A 20,332-nucleotide genomic window follows, 5' to 3' on the forward strand; every position below is an offset into this window, starting at 1 on the left:
AAAACGGCCCCCGGAGTGATCTCCGAGGGCCGTTTCTACTAGTAGCGGGGACAGGATTCGAACCTGCGACCTCTGGGTTATGAGCCCAGCGAGCTACCGAGCTGCTCCACCCCGCGACGGGTGAATATGAGGTTACGCCAACGCGCCCGACGCCACCAAATCGCGCGCTCACCAGCGCTACTTCACGTTGTTGTACTTGGTGATCGCCTCGTCGAGCCGCTGCAGCGCCGAGCCGTAGGCGCCGAAATCGCCGGACTTCTGCGCGTCGCGTGCCGCCCCCATCGCCGTCTCGACGTCCTTGAGCGCAGCCGCTTTCGCCGGCGACAAGCTGACCGCCGCGCTGGGCGGGGGCGCGAGGGCGCCGGCCGGCGGTGGCGGGTTTGCGGGCGGCTCCCCACCCTGCGGTGCACTGGCGGGCGCACCCGACCCGGTCTCGGTGGGCGCGGGACCGGCCGCAGTCGCACTGGCGCCCGCACCGAACAGCCCGTTCAGCGCATCGCCGACCGTCGGTCCGTAGCCGATCTTGTCGTTGTACATCATCGCCACCCGAATCAATCGGGGGTAGGAGGACGCGACGTCGCTCGAACCGGGTGACGCGTAGACCGGCTCGACGTACAGCAGCCCGCCCTGGGCCACTGGCAGCGTCAACAGATTGCCCCACTTGATGCGGTTCTGGTTGTCGCGACCGATGACACCGAGATCTTGCGACACCGCGGTATCGGTGGTGATCGCGTTGTTCGCCAGTTTGGGGCCGTTGACCTGCCCCGGGATGGTCAGCACGGTGATCTTGCCGTAGGTCGCCGGATCGGAGCTGGCACTGATGTAGGCGGCCAGGTAGTCGCGCTTGAACCGGTTCATGGCGCTGGTCAGTTGGAATGACGCCGAATTATCGCCCGTGGCAATGTTTTTCGCGACGATGTAGTAAGGCGGCTGGTAACTGCTGGCCGTCGGGTTCGGGTCCAGCGGCACATCCCAGAAATCCGATGTCGAGAAGAACGTCACCGGGTCGTTGACGTGATACTTGGCCAGCAGCATCCGCTGCACCTTGAACAGGTCTTCGGGATAGCGCAGGTGCGCGGCCAATTCGCTGCTGATGTCGCTCTTGGGTTTGACCGTTCCCGGAAAGACTTTCATCCACGCCTGCAGCACCGGGTCGTGCTCGTCCTGCTGATACAGCGTCACGGATCCGTCGTAGGCGTCGACAGTGGCCTTGACCGAGTTGCGGATGTAGGACACCTGTTTGTCAGGCGCCAACCGGTTGAAGGCGACTTCGTTGGAGTCGGCGGTGGCCGACGACAGCGAGGTGAGCTCGGAATACGGATAGTTGTCCAGCGTTGTGTAGCCGTCGATAATCCATACCAGCCGCTTGTTCACGATCGCGGGGTAGACGCTGCTGTCAGTGGTCAACCACGGCGCCACTGCCTGCACGCGCTGAGCTGGGTCGCGGTTGAACAGGATCTTGCTGTTCGATCCAATCACGTTGGAGAACAGGAAGTTCCGCTCCGCGAATTTCGCGGCGAAGACGCTCCGGGAAATCAAGCCGCTCAGCGGAACGCCGCCGCTACCGGTGTAGGTGTAATTCTTGGTCTCGGTGTTGGTCTCGTAGTCGTATTCCCGGTCGACGCCGTTGCGCCCGACGATCGCGTAATCGGCGGGCGCACTGGCGATGACCGGCCCGTAGTAGATGCGCGGCTGATCCAGCGGCGCCGGCCCGGGGGACAACACACTGCCGTTGGCCCCGACGACGCTGGCCAGGAACTCCGGGTATCCGCCGTTTTGGTTGGGGTCGTTGGCGATACCGCGCACGGTGTTGGCCGGCGAGGCGATGAAGCCGTTGCCGTGCGTGAAAACCGTGTGCTTGTTGATCCAGTCCCGCTGGTTGTCGATCAGATGGTCCGGATTGAGTTCGCGGGCGGCGACGACGTAGTCGCGCAGGCGGTCGTCATGATCGCGGTAGCGGTCGATCGCCAGCTGGTCGGGGAAGTAGTAGAAGTTCTTGCCCTGCTCGAACTGGGTGAACGCCGGGCTGATGATCGTCGGGTCAAGCAGCCGAATGTTGGAGGTGGTGGCCCGGTCCGATGCCACCTGCTGCGCGGTGGCCTTGCCGTCGCCGCTGTAATCCCGATAGGTCACCACGTCTTCGGTCAATCCGTAGGCCTGCCGGGTCGCGGTGATGCTTCGGCTGATGTATTCGCGTTCCTTCTGCGCCGCATTGGGTTTGACACTGAACTGCTCGATGATCAGCGGCCACGCCGCACCGACCACCATCGACGACAGCAGCAGTAACACCAAACCAATAGCGGGGATCCGTAAGTCGCGCAGCACAATCGCAGAGAACACCGCCACCGCGCAGATCACCGCGATCGCCAACAGGATCAGCTTGGCCGGCAACACCGCATTGATATCGGTATAACCGGCTCCGGTGAACGGCTTGCCCGCCCGGGTATGCGAGAGCAACTCGTATCGATCCAGCCAGTAGGCGACCGCCTTGAGCAACACCAGTGTTCCCGCCAAGCTGATCAGCTGGATACGCGCCGAGCGGCTCAGCGCGCCTGTGCGCCCTGACAGTCGGATGCCGCCGAAGATGTAGTGCGCCACCAGGTTCGCGACGAAAGCCAGGAATACCGCCACGAAGAGAAAGCTGAGCCCCAGCCGATATAAGGGCAGCTCGAAAGCGTAGAAGCCGAGGTCTTTACCGAATTGCGGATCACCGAGGCCAAAGCTGCCGCCGTGCAGGAAAAGTTGGATACGGACCCAGAAGGTCTGCGCGACAATACCGGCGAGCAGCCCGATCGTCACCGGTACCCCGACGCCGATGATCCGCAGCCGGTACATCACCACGGCGCGGTAGCGCGCGACCGGATCGCTGCCGTTGCTGGGGACGAACACCGGCCGGGTCCGGTACGCCAGCGCCATAGCGGCGAACATGATTCCGCCAACCAGCAACCCGATGACAACGAACAAAATCAGCCGGGTCATCAAGACTGTGGTGAAAACCGATCGATAGCCCAGTTCGCCGAACCAGAGCCAGTCGACGTAGGCGTCGATCAAGCGGGGCCCGATCAGCAGCAGACCGATCACGGCCAACGCGATCGCGATGAGTGTCCGGCTGCGTCGAGTCAGCTTTGGCATTCTGGCGGCGGGCCGCATCCCCACTAGCTACGCTCCCTGCTCGGTTTCAACAGTGGTTGTGCCGTCGACTGTACGCATGACCTGCGGACCGGCCCGGTCACAATCCGCACGGGCTAACAACTCGGCGGCTTCCCGCCCGAGGTCACAGCGTGCAGCGCGTCCACCGCTCCGCTGAGGGTCTCGACCTTGACCATCTGAAGGCCGGGCACCTTTTCGGCGGTGGCTTCGTAGCAGTTCCCGGCCGGCACCAGGAACACCGTCGCACCCGCGTCGCGGGCAGCGCTCATCTTGTGTCCGATGCCGCCGATCTTGCCGACTTCGCCGTCCGGCCTGATCGTGCCGGTGCCCGCCACGAACTTGGCGCCGGCCAGATCTCCGGTTGTCAGCTTGTCGATGACGGCGAGACTGAACATCAACCCGGCCGACGGTCCACCCACGTTGGCCAGGTTGAAGTCGACCGCAAACGGCGCCCACGGCGCATCCGTCACCGAGACTCCGAGGAAGCCGTAGTCGCCCTTGGGGTGATGACCCAAGGTGATCTGGGTCGACCCGGGCTGCGCGTTCTTGCGGCGGAAATCGACCGTGATGTGTTGTCCGGGTTTGGTGGTCTTCAGAAACGACGTGAACTGCTCCACGTTCGCTACCGGCTTGCCGTTGACCGCCTGGACCGCGTCGCCGGCCTGTAGCTTGCCCACCGACGGCCCGGGATCTGTCAGCGTCACGATCGTGACGGCGTCCGGGTATTTCAGGTAACCCAGGGCCGCGAATTCGGCGTTGTGCTCCGACTCCTTGAAATCGGCGTCGTTGGCCTTGTCGACTTCGTCGCGCGACTGGCCGGGCGGGTAGACCAGATCGCGCGGCATCAGCTGCTCCTGCCCGGACAGCCACAGCGTCAGCGCCTCGGCCAGGCTGAGCTCGTCGCGCTGGGAGACCGTCGTCATGTCCAGGTGGCCGGTCGTCGGGTGTGTTTGGGTGCCCTTGATCTCGACGACCTGTTTGCCGTCCACCTCGCCCAGGGTGTCGAACGCCGGACCCGGCCCCAGCGACACGTAAGGCACCGTCACCGCGGCGAGCAGCACACCGAAGACCACGATCGGGACCAGAGCCACCATCAGCGTCAGAATCCGCCTGTTCACGTCGCTAACACTAGACGCAGAGCCAGGACCTGCCCGGTTCACCGGCCCGGCTCCTTTTTCCAGACCGTCCCGGTCTGCATCGGGTGGCGGGTTCACTCAGAGCGTGACGCCAGTGTGCACGTCGCGGGCAGCCGGTGAGTACCGTTGTGGACATGGCTGACCTGCCTTTCGGGTTTTCCGCGGGAGACGACCCGGACCGCGACAAGCGCCGCGAAAACGATCCCGAGTCCGGCTCGGGGTCTGCTGACCCATTCGGATTGGGCGGTCTCGGTGGCCAATTCAACGTCGCCGACCTCGGCCAGATGTTCACCCGACTGGGTCAGATGTTCAGTGGCGCCGGGTCGATGGGCGGGCAGTCCTCCGGCCCGGTGAATTACGAGCTGGCCCGCCAGCTGGCGGCCAGCTCGATCGGGTTCGTGGCACCCATCCCGGTTGCGACCCGCGAGGCGATCGGCGACGCCGTGCACCTCGCCGAGACCTGGCTCGATGGCGTGACCGTCCTGCCCGCCGGCACCACCAAGGCGATTGCCTGGACGCCCAACGATTGGGTGGACAACACTCTGGAAACCTGGAAGCGGCTCTGCGATCCGATGGCCCAGCAGATCGCGACGGTATGGGCATCGGCGTTGCCCGAGGAAGCCAAGGCCATGGCCGGCCCGCTGATCTCGATGATGTCGCAAATGGGCGGGATGGCATTCGGCTCTCAGCTGGGCCAGGCGTTGGCCCGATTGTCCAAAGAAGTACTGACATCCACCGACATCGGATTGCCGCTGGGCCCCAAGGGAATTGCGGCGCTACTGCCCGACGCGGTCGAGTCGTTTGCCGACGGGCTCGAGCAGCCACGCAGCGAGATCGTCACGTTCCTCGCGGCCCGCGAGGCCGCCCATCATCGTTTGTTCAGTCACGTGCCGTGGCTGTCGAGCCAGTTGCTCGGCGCGGTCGAGGCGTACGCCAAGGGCATGAAGGTCGACATGCACGGGCTCGAGGAGCTGGCACGCGATTTCAACCCAGCCTCGCTGAGCGACCCCGCTGCCATGGAGCAACTGCTGGAACAAGGAGTGTTCGAACCCAAGGCCACGCCGGAGCAGACCCATGCGCTGGAACGGCTCGAGACGCTGCTGGCGTTGATCGAGGGCTGGGTGCAGACGGTGGTGAACGCCGCGTTGGGTGACCGCATCCCCGGCGCGGCCGCGCTCGGCGAGACGCTGCGCCGCCGCCGCGCGACTGGCGGGCCGGCCGAGCAGACCTTCGCCACGCTGGTGGGACTCGAATTGCGGCCGCGCAAGCTGCGGGAGGCCGCGGCGCTGTGGGAGCGGCTGACTCAGGCCGTCGGCGTCGACGCTCGCGATGCGGTGTGGCAGCACCCCGACCTGTTGCCCGGTTCCGATGATCTCGATGACCCGGCCGGTTTCATCGACCGCGCGCTCGGTGGCGACACTAGTGGTATCGACGAAGCCATCGCCGAATTCGAGCGGCGCTCACGCGACGACGACGGCTCTGGGGATAGCTGAATTCCGCTGCCCGCTCGTCGGTGGCACAGTGCCACGATGGCTCAAGTTGGGGAGCTGTATGCACTGGACCCGGCGCTGCCGGTGCTGCTTCGCCCCGACGGTGCCGTACAAGTCGGCTGGAGCCCGCGCCGCGCCTTGCTGATCCGGCCTCCGCGCGGCGTGAGCACGACCGGGTTGGCCGCTGTGCTGCGGGCGATGCACTCGCCGGTGCCGATCGACGAGCTGCAACGCCAATCCAGCGGGCTGAGCGACCGCGAGTTGGGCGATCTGGTTGCGCAATTGGTGACGGCCGGCGTCGCCACCCGCGGGACCCCCCAGCGGCCGACGCGCTCTGCGTCGATACGGGTACACGGCCGCGGCCCGCTGTCCGAGCTGCTGGCCGAGGGACTGCGGTGCTCGGGAGCTCGGATCACGCAGAGCAACCAGCCACATGCCGCGGTGACCTCCGCCGAGACCGACCTGGTGGTGTTATCCGACAACCTCGGTGCCGACCCGCGCATGCTGCGCGAACTGCACGCCCACCGCGTCGCGCACCTCGCGGTGCGGGTGCGTGACGGCACCGGACTGGTCGGCCCCCTGGTCGTGCCCGGGGAGACCAGCTGCCTGGACTGCGCCGACCTACACCGCCGGGATCGCGATGCGGCGTGGCCGGCGGTCGCGGCGCAGTTACGCGACACCGTCGGCGTGGCCGATCGCGCAACGCTGCTGGCCACCGCGGCACTGGCGCTCACCCAGGTCAACCGGGTGATCGGGGCGATCCGCGGGACCGACCCCGAACCACCCGCATCGTTGGGCGCCACGCTCGAGTTCGACGTTCATGCCGGCGGGATAGTGGCGCGGCAATGGCCGAAGCATCCGCTGTGTTCGTGCTGACGACGCCTGGACAACCCCCACTCGCTCAGGAGCGCGCCAGGGCCCAAGGGCAGGAGCATCGCACGGGTCGTACGTATCGATCCTCAGCCCAAGCCACAACCTCGTTGCCGCTGGCTGCTGACCACTGCTTGATCACGTCGCGCTGGCGTTCGAGCAAGGTCGATTCCTCGGTCGCCTGGCTGAGACGGATGAAGGCGAGTACGCATTGTGAGGCACACTTGAGCGTATCGGGCACTTTAATGTGTTTCGGGAAATGTGAGGTACGACGTGGCAGACATCAAACGCGGTGGTGCGGCGCGCAACGCGAAGCTGGCGGGTTTGGCGGGCGGCATCGCCGGTCGTACGGCTCTCGGGTTCGGCAAGCGGCTGGCCGGCAAATCGCAGGACGAGGTCAACGCCGAGCTGATGGAGAAAGCCGCCAAGCAACTCTTCACCGTGCTGGGCGAGCTCAAGGGTGGGGCGATGAAGGTCGGACAGGCCTTGTCGGTGATGGAGGCCGCGATCCCCGAGGAGTTCGGCGAGCCCTACCGCGAAGCGCTGACCAAGCTGCAGAAAGATGCGCCGCCGCTGCCCGCCGACAAAGTGCACCGGGTACTGGACGCCCAGCTGGGCACCAAATGGCGTCAACGGTTCTCCGAGTTCAACGACACCGCCGTGGCATCAGCCAGCATCGGACAGGTGCACAAAGGCGTATGGGCCGACGGCCGTGAAGTCGCCGTCAAGATCCAATACCCCGGCGCCGACGAAGCGCTACGAGCCGACCTGAAGACGCTTCGTCGCATGATCAGTGTGGTCAAGCAGCTTGCCCCGGGGGTGGACGTCGAAGGCGTCGTCGACGAGCTGATCGAGCGTACCGAGATGGAGCTCGACTACCGGCTCGAAGCGGAGCATCAGCGCGCCTTCGCCAAGGCCTACGAGGGCGATCCGCACTACCTGATCCCGCATGTGGTGGCCAGCGCCCCCAAAGTCGTGATCCAGGAGTGGATCGAAGGCATTCCGATGGCCGACATCATCCGCGACGGCACCGTCGAGCAGCGTGACCTGCTGGGAACTCGGTTGGCCGCGTTCATCTTCGACTCACCACGCCGCATCGAGATGATTCACGGTGACGCCCATCCGGGCAACTTCATGCTGATGCCCGATGGAAAAATGGGCGTGATCGACTTCGGTGCTGTCGCACCGCTTCCCGGCGGTTTCCCGGTTGAGCTGGGGGCGACGATCCGCTATGCCCGCGACAAGAACTACGAGATGGTGCTGCCGACGATGGAGAAGGTCGGCTTCATTCAGAAGGGCGAGCAGGTGTCGGTCCGCGACATCGACGAGATGCTGCGCCAGTACGTCGAACCGGTCGAGGTCGAGGTCTTCCATTACACCCGTAAATGGTTGCAGCGCATGGCCAATCGTCAACTTAATCAGGGCGTCTCGCAAATCAAAACGGCACGACAGATGAATTTACCGCCCAAGCTGGCGATCCCGATGCGGGTGCTCGCGACGTCGATGGCGATTCTGTGCCAGTTGGACGCGCATGTGCCAACCCAGCAGCTGTCCGCGGAGCTGGTCCCCGGCTTCGCTGAGCCGGATGCCGCTGCGGTATAACGTCTTTTGCTGCTACGCAGCGACCTTACGGGGGCGGCCCCGCGGACGTTTCCGGCTCACCACACAACCCCCATCGAGGATCTCGCCGCCCCACACTCCCCACGGTTCGGCGCGGTCCAGCGCGGCAGCCAGGCAGGCCCGCCGAACCGGGCATTCGGCGCACAACTGCTTGGCGCGTTCCAAATCGGACGGGCTGTCAGCGAACCAAAGATCGGGATCGCTAGCGTGACAAGGCAACTCGGTCTGTTGATCATCGGGATCACGTTCCGTGGTCATGTCGTGCTACCTGCTTCCTGGTCTGGCGGGCATGTCGGGGGTTACGGACCAGTGGCGGGTAGTGCGGAAAAAAATTGGCCACGGATCCTGGTGACTTCGGGTCCGTGGCCTTCTGGCGAGATTGTGGGCTTCCTACCTGGGTGGAGCCCCGATCCACGGACGCGGGGTCTTGGCGGCGGCAATACGCTTGTGCGCAGCCGCCAAGGCGGCGGCGGCATGGCGGGAGCCGGCGCCGGCTGGGCGTACGTCGAACGCATTGATCAGGATCATGAGGGCTCCCCCCTTTCGTCTAGGCATACGAGAACCGCGGTTTGAGGCTAAATGCTATCAGCGTGGAGCCGCAAGCGATTTTCTGACCTGCGGGTTTAGCATCGGCTGCGAACCAATTCCAAGACGTCGGGTCCGAACTGCTCTAGCTTGCGGGCACCGATTCCGGGGATGGCGACCAGTGCGGCGGCGTCGATAGGGAGCAGCTCGGCGATCGCGATCAACGTGTTGTCGGTGAACACGACGTAGGCCGGCACATTCATCTCCTTGGCGGTGCGCAGCCGCCAGTCCTTGAGCGCGAGCAGCAGCTCGTCGTCGATGTCGGCGGCGCACGTCTCGCAGCGGCGAAGCATGATCGCTGCCGGGGTGGTCAACTGGTTGTTGCAGATCCGGCAGCGCGACGCGGGTCCACTTTTCCGTCGCGAACGGCTCTGCGTGGGCTCGACTTGCGTCTGGGGCAACAGACCGTTGAGGAAGCGGGACGACTTACGGCTCTGACGTCCGCCCGGGTTGCGCGACAGCGCCCAGCTTATCGCCAAATGCACTCGGGCCCGGGTGATTCCGACATAGAACAGCCGACGCTCCTCTTCGACGGCTTCGCTCTCGCCACCGTGCGCCAACGCGTGTGAGATGGGCAGCGTGCCGTCGGTCAGTCCGACCAGGAACACCGCGTCCCACTCGAGGCCTTTGGCGGCGTGCAGCGAGGCCAGCGTGACACCCTGCACGACGGGTGGGTGGCGTGAGTCGGCGCGGTTCCGCAACTCAGTCACCAGCCCAGCCAGATCCAGCGACGGGCGGAGTGCGACTTCTTCGTCGACCAGTTCGGCCAGTGCCGCCAGCGCTTCCCAGCGCTCCCGGGCGCGGGTGCCGGACGGCGGTTCGGTGGTCAGGCCCAGTGGTTCGAGCAGGCCTCGGACCAGGTCGGGCAACTCTACATCGCCGGTATCGCGGTTGGCCGCCCGTTGCAGCGCCAGCAGGGCCTGCCGGACTTCCTGACGGCTGAAAAAGCCCTCGCCGCCGCGCACCTGATAGGCGATGCCCGCTTCGGTCAGCGCCTCCTCGTAGACCTCGGACTGTGCGTTGATGCGATAGAGCACGGCAATCTCCGAGGGCGGCGTGCCGGCGTCGACCAACCGCGAGATCGACTTGGCCACCGCGGCCGCCTCGGCGACCTCGTCGGGATAGTCGCCAAACGTGGGCTCGGGCCCCGGATCGCGCTGACCCACCAGGTGCAGCTTGCTGCCGGCCACCCGGCCGCGAGCGGCGGCGATGACCCGGTTGGCCAGCGACACCACCTGGGGTGTGGATCGGTAGTCACGCTCCAGGCGCACCACCGTCGCGTCCGGGAAACGCCGGGAGAAGTCCAGCAGGTAGCGAGGCGAGGCCCCGGTGAACGAGTAGATGGTCTGGTTGGCATCACCGACGACAGTGAGGTCGTCGCGGTCGCCGAGCCACGCCGACAGCACCCGCTGCTGCAGCGGTGTGACGTCCTGATATTCGTCAACGACAAAGCATCGGTAGCGGTTTCGAAACTCCTCGGCGACCGCGGCGTCGTTCTCGATGGCCGCGGCAGTGTGCAACAACAGGTCGTCGAAGTCGAGCAGCGTGACGCCGTCCCCGCGGGCTTTGAGCGATTCGTAGGCGGTGTAGACCGCAGCGACCTTGGCGGCGTCCAGCGGAACATCGCGGGATGCCGCGGCCACCGCTTCGGGGTACTGCTCCGGAGAGATCAGCGACGCCTTGGCCCACTCGATCTCGCCGGCCACGTCCCGGACGTCGTCAGTGCTCAGCTTGAGACCGGCGCTGGTCGCCCCGCGCGCAACGACCGCGAACTTGGTGTCGAGCAATTGCCAGCCGGTGTCGCCGATCACCCGCGGCCAGAAGTATCGCAACTGCCGGTGCGCGGCGGCGTGAAACGTCATCGCCTGCACTCCCCCGACGCCGGTCTGCGCTGCGGCCCCCAGTGCGCGCAGTCGCGTCCGCATCTCGCCGGCAGCGCGCTGAGTGAACGTCACCGCCAGCACCTGACTTGGCGCGACGTGTCCGGCCGCGACGAGTTGGGCGATGCGATGCGTGATTGTGCGAGTCTTGCCTGTTCCCGCCCCAGCCAGCACGCAGACCGGGCCGCGGGGAGCCAGCACGGCCTCGCGTTGCTCGTCGTCGAGATCGACAGTCAGGGAATCCGCGATCGCCGGCATGGTGTCCATCTTGGCAGTGATCGCCGACAAGCGTCTGGCAGCGGCACACCGCCAAGGACAACTATCCTGGCGAGACTATGAGCAACGCTTCCATCACCATGTACAGCACGAGCTGGTGCGGCTTCTGCCATCGACTGAAGACCGCGCTCAAGTCCGCGGGAATCGCCTACGACGAAGTCGACATCGAGCAGGATTTGGCAGCCGCCGATTTCGTCGGCTCGGTCAACGGCGGCAATCACGTCGTGCCGACGCTGAAGTTCGCCGACGACTCGACGCTGACCAACCCCAGCACCAACGAGGTCAAGGCGAAGCTGGCCGAGCTGGCTGCCCGATAGCCCCCCGTCCGCCCCGGCCGGCATCGTCACCGGGCCCGACCGAACTGCCCGGCTCCTCCCCGTCCGCCCCGGCCGGCATCGTCACCGGGCGTAAGCCCAGGACTCCACGATCACCCGCGCGATCGACACCGAACCGGGCAGCAGCAGCCTGGATTCCGAATCGCTGCTCCAGTCGCCGAGCTCGAGCGCCGCGCGAATCTCGTCGCGGGTGAACCAGTCGGCCTCGGCGATCTCGCCGTCGTTGAAGGCGAACGGCTCAGCGGGATCGGCGACCGCGTGGAAGCCGATCATCAACGACCGGGGAAACGGCCACGGCTGGCTGCCCAGATAGCGGATGCCATCGACGGTCAGCCCGATCTCTTCGCGAATCTCGCGCGCCACACAGGTTTCAAAGGACTCCCCCGCCTCGACGAAACCGGCCAGCAGCGAGAACATCCGATCGGGCCACAGCGTCTGGCGGGCCAGCACTGCACGGTCGCCGCCGTCGTGCACCAAGCAGATGATCGCGGGGTCGATGCGCGGAAATTCCTCCTGACCGGTGACAGGGTTGACCCGCGCCCATCCGGCCCGAATCGGTTTGGTGGGCGAGCCGTCGATGGAGCTGAATCGCGAGCTCGCATGCCAGTTCAACAGTGCCGCCGCAGTCGAAACAAGCTGTGCGCCAACATGATCGAACAGTTGACCGGCCCGTCTCAGGTCGGCAACTTCTGCTCTCACAGCCGGATCCTCGGGTGCTTCCAGCGGGCCGTGCACCGCCCACACATGTCGGCCGTCGTCGAAGCGGCCCAGGAACACCGCGTCCGCCGGCGGCCTATCGGCCAGGTCAGTGGCCTTACCGAGCAGAACCTTGCCTTCGGCGACCATCACCTGGTTGCGCGAATCGAGCCGGAGCAGGGCCGCGTCGGACCATCCGGCAACTGCGGCCTCGGTGTCGGTGCGCACCTGGTCGGCCCGATCGGCGCCGATGCGCGACAGCAGCGGCACGCTGTTCAAGTGAAATTCCATATTCAACCCCGCTTCCCCGCACTACGGACATAGAGCAGCCGGTCGCCGGTCTCGATAGCGTCGACCTCGGGAGCATCGATCCGAAGTAGCTGACCGTCGCGGACCACGCCGAGCACGATGTCGGAAAGATGCCGCGGCGAGCCCCCGATCTCGATCTGCTCAACCTCACGCTCAGCGATGGCGAATCCATGCGAGGGCGTCAGCAGGTCGTCGATCATCTCGACGACGCTGGGGGTCGTGGTGGCAATGCCCAGCAATCGGCCGGCTGTCGCCGACGAGACCACTACCGTATCCGCGCCCGACTGCTGCAGAAGGTGTTGGTTTTCCGCCTCTCGAATCGCGGCGATGATCTTGGCGTTGGGGGCGATCTCTCGAGCCGTAAGAGTCACCAGTACTGCCGCGTCATCGCGGTTGGTGGCGACCACAATCGCCGCAGCATGCTCAGCCCTGGCCAGACGAAGCACGTCGGACTTCGTGGCGTCGCCGTGGACCGTGACCAAGCCGGCGGCCGTGGCGTGGTGAAGCGGCACCTGATCGGTGTCGACCACGACGATCGCGCCCGCCTTCACTCCGTCCTCGATCATCGAAGCGGTCGCAGTCTTACCTTTGGTGCCGTACCCGATGACGACAGTATGGCCGCGCATTTTGGTCCTCCAATGCTGGATTTTCCAGGCTTGTCGAGACCGCTCGGTGAGGACTTGAAACGTCGTACCCACCAGAACAATCAGGAACATGATCCGGAGCGGCATGACGATCAGGATGTTGACCAAGCGCGCCGATTCGGTGTACGGCGTGATATCGCCGTACCCCGTGGTCGTCAACGACACCGTTGCGTAGTAGGCGCAGTCAAGGAACGACAACCGAGTGTGCCGCACGTCGGCGTAACCGTCACGATCGGCATAAACGATGATTACAGCGACAAACAACCCGAGAAGCGCTATCACGACTCGGCGCCCGATAGCCCGGATTGGACTGACATGCCGCTCCGGGACACGCACAACGTCGACCAGCGCATAGCTGGGTTTCCCGGTCAACGTCTCGTCGAGATCGCGTCGCCGACGGCTAATTTTGACCACAGCTCATCGGCTCGTCCGGACGCACGACACAATGTAACCATGACTGCCATCACAACGAGTGCTCACCGGGACGCCGACCGCACGTCCGCCTACCGCATCGCGACGCTGTTGCTCGGCGTCGGCACCCTTCACTTTGTGGCCCCGAAGCCGTTCGACGGCATCATCCCCGTTGAACTGCCCGGCAGCCCACGGTTCTACACCTATGCATCCGGCGTCGCCGAGATCGTCATCGGAGCTCTGCTGCTGCCGCTGCGTACCCGCAGGTTGGCTGCGCTGTCCGCCGCCGCGTTGTTTCTCGCCGTGTTCCCGGGCAACCTGAACATGGTCCGGTTGTGGTGGGATAAGCCGTTGCCGATGCGGATCTTCGCCCTGGCCCGGCTGCCGCTGCAGATTCCGATGATCACCACCGCACTCAAGGTCGCCCGCAACTCCTAACGGGCGAGCAGGTCGGCCAGCTCAGCGGATTCCGGCAGCGCATCCGGCACCACGGTGCGCCCGGTCCGAACATAGTGAAAAGCAGTACGCACCAACGATTCCTGGCAATCGCTGAGTGCGGCCCAGGCGATCCGGTAGACGCCGAGCTGGAGGGCGGCATGCCGGGCCGCAGCGGAGCCGTGCGGTGGCTCGCCGGTCTTCCAGTCGACGACGGTCGCGCCGCCGTCGGCGTCGGCGAAGACCGCGTCGATGCGGCCGCGAACCACACTGCCGCCAATGGCCATCTCGAACGGCACCTCGACGGCGATTGGTGTGCGCGCGGCCCACGGCGAGGCCAGGAATGCCTCCTGCAGCACGGCGAGTTCGTCGGCGTCACGCTGGGCCGCGTCACCGTCGGCCGCGCCGGGCAGGTCTGCGAGATCGAACAATCGCTCGGCACCGTAGAACCGCTCCACCCAGTCGTGAAAGGCATTGCCCAGCAATGCGTGCGGCTCCGGCCGTGTCGGTAGTCGACGGGCCAAGCGCTGCGCGGCGTGATCCGGGTCGCGGGCCAGGTCGACGAGGCTGCTGACGGACAGTCCGTTGGGCAGCGCGAATGCGGGCGGTTCCGCGACCTGGACCCGCTCCCGCAGCAGCGCGTCGACGTCGGCGGTCCAGCCCTCGACGTCGTGTGTCGGGGTGGATGTGTCTGCCGCCATCGCTGCGGCGACCCGTTCGGCGCCGCGCTGCACGTCGGCGCGGCGGCCGGCCAGCGGGTCTACCGGCCAGATCGCCTCGACAATACCGTTGCACAACGGGTTTGGTTCGCCATCGGCCGGTGCGGGCGCCCAGTGCTCGACAATGCCGCAGGGCTGGCCGGCGTCGGCGGACCGCTCGATGATGTCCTTGAGCTCGGACAGGAAAGCTGATGGCCCGCGCGGTTTGACGCCGGTGGCCGCCCAGTGATGACCGGACAGCAGCAGCGTGTCCTCTGACCGGGTGATGGCGACGTAGAGCAGCCGGCGTTCCTCGTCGACGCGGCGCTGCTCGAGCTGAGCGCGATGGCTAGAAATCTTGTCCGACAACTGCTTTCGATCGGTTACGTCCGAGGTGTCCAGGACCGGTATGCCGTGCACACCCTTCGCGGAGCGGTCACCGCGCAGCAGCGGCGGAAGGTCAGCGGCGTCGGTGAGCCAGGTGCGGGTTTGCGCAGTCGACGGGAACAACCCGCCCGACAGATGCGGTACGGCGACCACCTGCCATTCCAAACCCTTTGCGGCGTGCACAGTCAACACCTGCACCCGGTTCTGGGCGACGACCACCTGGGCCGGTGCCAGACCGTTCTCGACGACCTCGGCCGCGTCCAGGTAGGCCAGCAGCCCAACGACTGAGGCGAAGGAGTCGTCGCCGGCGCTGCGGTCGGCATAGCCGTTGACCACGTCGGCGAAGGCGTCAAGCTGTTCGGTGCCGGCCCAGCCGGAGCCGGGCGCTGCCGCGCGCACCTCGCAGTCGACGCCGAGCAGCCGTCGGACCTCTGCGACCAGATCGGGCAGCGGATGGCCCAGGTGACTGCGCAGCGTGCTCAGCTCGCCGGCGAGCTTTACGATGCGACGAAACCCCTCGGCTGAATAGCTCTGGGCCGGACCGGGATCGGCGATCGCGTCGGCCAAGCCCGCGGCGTCGGCCTGCGAGCCGGCCGACTCGGCGATCTGCTCCGCCGTTACATCCGACGGCACCGCCCGGGGGCCGTCGAGGGCGAGCGCGCGCTGCCACAGCGCCGCGACGTCGCGGGCCCCGAGTCGCCACCGGGGACCGGTCAGCACTCGCATCGCGGCTGCGCCGGCGGTGGGGTCGGCGACCAGGCGAAGCATCGCGACCACGTCGGCAACCTCGGGAACCGAGAGCAGACCGGCCAGCCCCACCACTTCGACGGGGACTCCGCGGGCACGCAGCGCGGCGGCGATCGGTGCGGCGTCGACGTTGCGGCGCACGAGAACTGCAGCGGTCGGCGGCGCGACACCGTCGGCGGCGGCCCGCTGATAGCTCTGCTGCAGATGGTCTGCTAGCCAGTCGCGTTCGGCGAGGACGTCGGGCAGCAGCGCGCAGCGCACCGTGCCGGGCGCGGCATCAGGTCGCGAGCGCAGCGCGTGCACCGCGACCGAGCGCCCTCGCGCATCGGCCGACACGGCATTGGCGACGTGCAGGGTGGTCGGCGGGTTACGCCAGCTGGTGCTCAATTCCAGCACCGGCGCCGGGCTGCCGTCGGACATCGGAAAGTCGGTGGTGAAGCGCGGCAGGTTGGTTGCCGACGCGCCGCGCCAGCCGTAGATGGACTGGATCGGGTCACCAACGGCCGTCAACGCCAGTCGCTCGTCGGCCCCGCCGCCGAACAGCGCCGACAACAACATGCGCTGCGCGTAGCCGGTGTCCTGGTATTCATCGAGCAGGACAACCCGGTAGCGGCCGCGCAGCTGCTCGCCAACCCGTGGGACAGCCATGGCCAGCCTTGCCGCACAAGCCATTTGGCTGCCGAAATCGATCGATTTCTCCGCGCGCATCCGCCGGTGCAAGGCGTCGATCAGTGGCACCAGCTCGGTCCGTTCGGCTTGAGTGGCCAGCATCCGCAGCAGCCACTGGCTGGGTCCGCGGTCGCGCTGATATCGGCCCGCGGGCAGGGTGTGTACCAGTCGTTCGAGCTCGACGTGAGTGTCACAGACCTGGCTCGTCTCGACCAGGTGCTCGGCAAGCTGGCCCGACAACTTCAGCACCATCGCGGTGACCGCGGCCGGATTCTTCTCGGTCTGCAGCGCACCCGGGTAGGTGTTGACGACGTCGAAGGCCAGCTGCCAGAGCTCGGTCTCACTGAGCAGCCGGGTGTCGGGTTCGACGGGATGCGCGTACGCCGGAGTCGACAGCAGGCCGTATTCGCGCAGCAGTTGGCCGGCGAAGGCGTGATAGGTGCTGACCACCGGCGTCCCGGCGGGCTCACCGATCGGCGCGCGGGGCTGCTCGCCGAAGGCCAACCCGGTGCCGCCGAGCCGGGCCAGCCGCGACCGGACCCGCCGCAGCAGCTGCCCGGCCGCCTTGCGAGTGAAGGTCAGTCCCAGCACCTGGCCAGGGTCGGCGTAGCCGTTGGCGACCAGCCAGACCACCCGGGCCGCCATCGTCTCGGTCTTGCCGGCACCGGCTCCCGCGATCACGACCAGCGGCCCAGGTGGAGCGGCGATCACCGCCGCCTGTTCCTCGGTCGGCTCGAAAAGTCCTAATGCGCTGGCCAATTCGGCCGGGCTATAGCGCGGTGCCGCCAGGACCGTCATTCCGACTCCGTTCCGTCGAGCCCGGTGTGCGCCGGACAGCTGGGCCGTAGCGGGCAGTGTGCACAGCCGTCGTTGACCCGGGCGATGAACTGCGGACCGGCGGTGGCCCCAGCCGCGTCGCGGACCCGCCTGTGCCACTGGTCAAGAGCGTCGGGGGTCAGCGGATCCTGGGCACGCTCGGTGGCACCACCCGATCCCGTCTTACCGAGGTAGACCAGCCGACCGCCACCGGGCTCGTCGCCGTGATCGACCAGACCGTCGGCCACCGCGAGCTGGTAGGCCGCCAGCTGAGCGTGTCGCTGCGCGGCGTCCTTGGTGACCGGCGTCTTGCCGGTCTTGACGTCGACGATCACCAACCGCCCGGCCGCATCGCGTTCGACGCGATCGACCCGGCCACGTAGCCGGACATTACCGTCGTCCAGAACGCCGTCGACCTCGACTTCGACGCCGACCTCGGTCAGCTCGCCGCGGGTCTGCGCCCGCCAGGTGAGAAACGTCTGGACCATGGCCCGGTGTCGGGCGAGTTCGTTGTCTGCGTACCAACGTGATTCGAACGGCAGATGTTGCCAAGCCCGCTCCAGCGCGGCGAGTAGTTCGGTCTCGCCGCTGCCCGGCCCGGCAATCAACGCGTGCAGCACCGAACCGACCGTCGAGGTGAGATCCCGCGGATCCGTCCCGCCGTGGCGTTCGGCCATCCAGCGCAGCGGACAGTCGATCAACATCTGCAGGCTCGACGGCGTCAGGACGACCACGTGATCTGGATGGTCGTCCCCAGCCCACATCGGTTCGGTGGTGCTGACCGGCGCTAAACCGTACCAGTCGGCCGGATCCGCGCCCGGCACCCCCACCGCAGCCAGGCGCGCCAATTGCGCTGCGGCACAGTCGCGCATCGTGTCGCTGACCGCTCCCTGGGGCGCGCACACCACGCCGCGCAGCCGGCCCACCACCGCACTGGCCGACAACACGCGGGGCGCGACGACCGGCTGCAGCGGGTCGCCGCCATCGGGTGAAGCGGCGTCGGCGTCCCCGGTGGACCACTGAGCGATCTCGCCGAAGAACGGCGAGGGCATGCTGGCCTCGTCGACGCCACTGGTTTCTCCGTCGACCGCTGTCACCAGCAACCGCGTTCGCGCCCGGCCCATCGCGGCAACCAGCAGTCGCCGTTCCTCGGCCAGCAGCGGCGCCCGCATCGACGCATTCTCGGCAATCCCGTCGAGCACATCGAGCAGCTTCTGGGTGCCCAGCACCCCGCCACGCGGAATCGTGTTGGGCCACAATCCTTCCTGCAGGCCCGCGATCACGACCAGGTCCCACTCGCGGCCCAGTGCCGCGTGTGCGCTGAGCACCGCGACCTGCTCAGCCGCGGGCGGTTGGGCACCGGCCGTCCACAGTTGCTCGGTCATCAGATGATCGATCAGGCCACCCAGGGATGCCCCGGCGGTCCGCGACAGGTACGTGTCGCAAGCGTCGAACAATGCCGTCACTGCGTCGAGATCGCGGCCGGCCTGAACCCCGACGGGGCCACCCCGCTCACACGCCGTCAGCCAGCGACGTTGCAGACCGGATCGTTGCCACGCCGCCCACAGCGTGGCACGCGGATCCTCCCCCCGACGGTGCGAGCCGGCCGCCGCTTCCAGCACCGCGCGCACCCGTTGCAGCGGCCTGGCCTGGGCCGCATTCAGCCGAACCGACGATGCGTCGCCCAGCGCCTCGACCAGCACGTCGAAGAATTCCCTTGCCGGACAGCCAATGTCGGCCCGCCGAAGCGTGCGCCGCAATTGGCGAAGCGACACCGGGTCGACCCGACCAATGGGGCCGGTCAGCAGCGTCAGCGCCTGCGCGCCCGTCAACCCGTCGGCGGTCGCGGCCAGCACCGTCAGCAGCGCCTGCGCGGCCGGCTGGGCGGCTAGCGGCCCGGTGAGTGCGGCCGGCGCCACCGGCACGCCGGCGCGCGCCAGCGCGTGTGGCAACCCGGCCGCCCGCCGCACCGACCTGACGACGACAGCCATCTGCGACCACGGCACCCCGTCCACCAGGTGCGCCCGCCGTAAATAGTCGGCGATCATCGTGGCCTCCGCGCCGGTGGAGCCGGCCAGCCTGACCAGCACCGACCCGGCATCGTCGCCGCTGCCGGTCATTTCGCCGCCACCCGCGAGTCGGCCCGCGATGCCCGAGACAGCCCGCGCCACCGCCGGCGCACAGCGATGTGACATGGTCAGCGTGACCGACGGCGACTCGTCGCCCAGGAGCTCTGCCGGCTCGGCACCGCGGAAGCCGAACACCGCCTGGTCCGGATCGCCGGCCAGCAGCGTTACGTCGGCGCCGCTGGCCAGCACCCTCACCAGCAGGGCGGCCTGCGGGTCCAGTTGCTGAGCGTCGTCGACGAGCAGCACGCTGATCTTGGCCCGCTGGCCGGCCAGTAGCTCGGGATCGACAGCGAATGCTTCCAAAGCGGCACCGACCAGCTCGGCCGCCCCGACCGCCGGCGTGGTCGCCTGCGGGGCGGCCGTTCCCACCGCAGCACGCAGCAGCATCACCTGCTCGTAGCCGCGCGCAAAGCGGCCCGCGGCCGACCATTCCGGGTGCGCCGAGATCCGGCCCACCCGCTCGAGTTGCTGCGGGTCGACTCCTCGCTCGGCACAGCGGGTCAGCAGCTCACGCAGCTCAGCGGCGAAACCCGCGGTGCCCAGCGCCCCGCGCAATTCTGCCGGCCACGCAACGGCACCATCGGCGATCTCGCCGGCGAGCAACTCGGCAATGATCGCGTCCTGTTCTGCGCTGGTGACGAGCCTGGGCGGTGGGCCGCCGGCACGCTGGGCCGCCAGCCGCAACACCGCGAACGCGTAGCTGTGCACGCTGCGCACCAGCGGTTCCCGGATGACCGCGGGCCGGGTACCGACGTCTCGGGCGCTCAGCAAACGCATCGTCAGCGCGCTTCGCACCTGCGCTCCGAGTACGCCCGAACCCGTCAGCAGTAGAACCGATTCCGGGTCGGTGCCCGCGCCGATGCGAGTGGCCGCCACGTCGATCAGCAGGGAGCTCTTTCCGGTGCCCGGCCCACCGAGCACCCGCACCGTCCCGCGCAGACCGGGATCGAACAACATGCGGGCCTGCGGGCCCCAGCGGTAGGACATGGCAGGAATGACACCACAGGGGTCCGACAAGTTGGGCCGCTCGCCCTACTGGCACGATCGAC

14 protein-coding genes and 1 tRNA gene are annotated in these 20,332 nt (G+C 67.2%); 5 read left to right on the forward strand and 10 right to left on the reverse strand.

Going from position 1 to position 20,332, the window contains the following annotated elements; all coding sequences use genetic code 11:
* Window positions 1-42: 42 nt before the first annotated feature.
* The 3 genes from AC2VOG_RS11945 to AC2VOG_RS11955 form a co-directional block, all read right to left on the reverse strand.
* Window positions 43-116, reverse strand: a tRNA-Met gene (locus AC2VOG_RS11945).
* 61 nt (window positions 117-177) lie between these two features.
* The gene (locus tag AC2VOG_RS11950; protein ID WP_486940109.1) at window positions 178-3,156 is read right to left on the reverse strand and encodes a UPF0182 family protein; all 2,979 of its coding nucleotides are present in this window, start codon (window positions 3,154-3,156) and stop codon (window positions 178-180) included.
* Window positions 3,157-3,245: 89 nt separating this feature from the next.
* Window positions 3,246-4,268 (reverse strand): YlbL family protein, encoded by a 1,023-nt coding sequence (locus AC2VOG_RS11955; RefSeq protein ID WP_486940110.1) that lies wholly within the window; start codon window positions 4,266-4,268, stop codon window positions 3,246-3,248.
* A gap of 134 nt (window positions 4,269-4,402) precedes the next feature.
* Here AC2VOG_RS11955 and AC2VOG_RS11960 point away from each other — a divergent pair, with 134 nt between their 5' ends.
* The 3 genes from AC2VOG_RS11960 to AC2VOG_RS11970 all read left to right on the forward strand — a co-directional run bounded on the left by AC2VOG_RS11960 (window position 4,403) and on the right by AC2VOG_RS11970 (window position 8,248).
* Window positions 4,403-5,779, forward strand: coding sequence for a zinc-dependent metalloprotease (locus AC2VOG_RS11960; RefSeq protein ID WP_486940111.1), 1,377 nt, complete (start codon window positions 4,403-4,405; stop codon window positions 5,777-5,779).
* 36 nt (window positions 5,780-5,815) lie between these two features.
* Window positions 5,816-6,652 carry a cyclodehydratase gene (locus tag AC2VOG_RS11965; RefSeq protein ID WP_486940112.1) on the forward strand — a complete coding sequence of 279 codons (837 nt, stop codon included), beginning with the start codon at window positions 5,816-5,818 and terminating at the stop codon, window positions 6,650-6,652.
* A gap of 255 nt (window positions 6,653-6,907) precedes the next feature.
* Entirely contained in the window at window positions 6,908-8,248 is a 1,341-nt protein-coding gene (locus AC2VOG_RS11970) for a macrolide-binding ATPase MABP-1 (RefSeq protein ID WP_486940113.1), read from the forward strand.
* A 12-nt stretch (window positions 8,249-8,260) separates the two neighbouring features.
* Here AC2VOG_RS11970 and AC2VOG_RS11975 read toward each other — a convergent pair whose 3' ends face one another.
* The 3 genes from AC2VOG_RS11975 to AC2VOG_RS11985 all read right to left on the reverse strand — a co-directional run bounded on the left by AC2VOG_RS11975 (window position 8,261) and on the right by AC2VOG_RS11985 (window position 10,989).
* Entirely contained in the window at window positions 8,261-8,524 is a 264-nt protein-coding gene (locus tag AC2VOG_RS11975; protein WP_486940114.1) for a WhiB family transcriptional regulator, read from the reverse strand.
* A 132-nt stretch (window positions 8,525-8,656) separates the two neighbouring features.
* Window positions 8,657-8,794, reverse strand: a complete 138-nt coding sequence (locus AC2VOG_RS11980; protein ID WP_486940115.1) for a hypothetical protein — start codon at window positions 8,792-8,794, stop codon at window positions 8,657-8,659.
* Between the two features lie 95 nt (window positions 8,795-8,889).
* Window positions 8,890-10,989, reverse strand: a complete 2,100-nt coding sequence (locus AC2VOG_RS11985; RefSeq protein ID WP_486940116.1) for an ATP-dependent DNA helicase UvrD2 — start codon at window positions 10,987-10,989, stop codon at window positions 8,890-8,892.
* A 77-nt stretch (window positions 10,990-11,066) separates the two neighbouring features.
* On the opposite strand from AC2VOG_RS11985, the gene AC2VOG_RS11990 reads away from it, so the two are divergent.
* On the forward strand, window positions 11,067-11,324 hold the full coding sequence (locus tag AC2VOG_RS11990; protein ID WP_486940117.1) for a mycoredoxin: 258 nt from the start codon (window positions 11,067-11,069) through the stop codon (window positions 11,322-11,324).
* Between the two features lie 81 nt (window positions 11,325-11,405).
* On the opposite strand, the gene nudC is transcribed toward AC2VOG_RS11990, so the two are convergent.
* Together nudC and AC2VOG_RS12000 are read right to left on the reverse strand one after the other, a co-directional pair.
* A complete protein-coding gene (gene nudC, locus AC2VOG_RS11995; RefSeq protein ID WP_486940118.1) occupies window positions 11,406-12,329 on the reverse strand; it encodes an NAD(+) diphosphatase in 924 nt (307 codons plus the stop codon).
* A gap of 2 nt (window positions 12,330-12,331) precedes the next feature.
* Entirely contained in the window at window positions 12,332-13,405 is a 1,074-nt protein-coding gene (locus AC2VOG_RS12000) for a potassium channel family protein (protein ID WP_486940119.1), read from the reverse strand.
* 48 nt (window positions 13,406-13,453) lie between these two features.
* Here AC2VOG_RS12000 and AC2VOG_RS12005 point away from each other — a divergent pair, with 48 nt between their 5' ends.
* Window positions 13,454-13,840: a DoxX family protein gene (locus AC2VOG_RS12005; protein WP_486940143.1), complete on the forward strand. Its 387-nt coding sequence runs from the start codon at window positions 13,454-13,456 to the stop codon at window positions 13,838-13,840.
* Here the strand turns inward: AC2VOG_RS12005 and AC2VOG_RS12010 are convergent.
* Entirely contained in the window at window positions 13,837-17,136 is a 3,300-nt protein-coding gene (locus AC2VOG_RS12010; RefSeq protein WP_486940120.1) for an ATP-dependent helicase, read from the reverse strand. The two genes, AC2VOG_RS12005 and AC2VOG_RS12010, sit on opposite strands and share 4 nt — an antisense overlap.
* A complete protein-coding gene (locus AC2VOG_RS12015) occupies window positions 17,133-20,270 on the reverse strand; it encodes an ATP-dependent helicase (RefSeq protein ID WP_486940121.1) in 3,138 nt (1,045 codons plus the stop codon). The genes AC2VOG_RS12010 and AC2VOG_RS12015 overlap by 4 nt, the downstream gene beginning before the upstream one ends.
* Window positions 20,271-20,332: the final 62 nt, after the last annotated feature.

The organism is Mycobacterium sp. TH-M11, from assembly GCF_057473725.1.

What these genes read in the sequence shown, in the direction of transcription:
- AC2VOG_RS11965 (WP_486940112.1), top strand. Translation starts at nt 5,816, where the DNA reads ATGGCTCAAGTTGGGGAGCTGTATGCACTGGACCCGGCGCTGCCGGTG.
- AC2VOG_RS11975 (WP_486940114.1), bottom strand. Translation starts at nt 8,524, where the DNA reads ATGACCACGGAACGTGATCCCGATGATCAACAGACCGAGTTGCCTTGT.
- AC2VOG_RS11980 (WP_486940115.1), bottom strand. Translation starts at nt 8,794, where the DNA reads ATGATCCTGATCAATGCGTTCGACGTACGCCCAGCCGGCGCCGGCTCC.
- AC2VOG_RS11985 (WP_486940116.1), bottom strand. Translation starts at nt 10,989, where the DNA reads ATGCCGGCGATCGCGGATTCCCTGACTGTCGATCTCGACGACGAGCAA.
- AC2VOG_RS11990 (WP_486940117.1), top strand. Translation starts at nt 11,067, where the DNA reads ATGAGCAACGCTTCCATCACCATGTACAGCACGAGCTGGTGCGGCTTC.
- nudC (WP_486940118.1), bottom strand. Translation starts at nt 12,329, where the DNA reads ATGGAATTTCACTTGAACAGCGTGCCGCTGCTGTCGCGCATCGGCGCC.
- AC2VOG_RS12010 (WP_486940120.1), bottom strand. Translation starts at nt 17,136, where the DNA reads ATGACGGTCCTGGCGGCACCGCGCTATAGCCCGGCCGAATTGGCCAGC.
- AC2VOG_RS12015 (WP_486940121.1), bottom strand. Translation starts at nt 20,270, where the DNA reads ATGTCCTACCGCTGGGGCCCGCAGGCCCGCATGTTGTTCGATCCCGGT.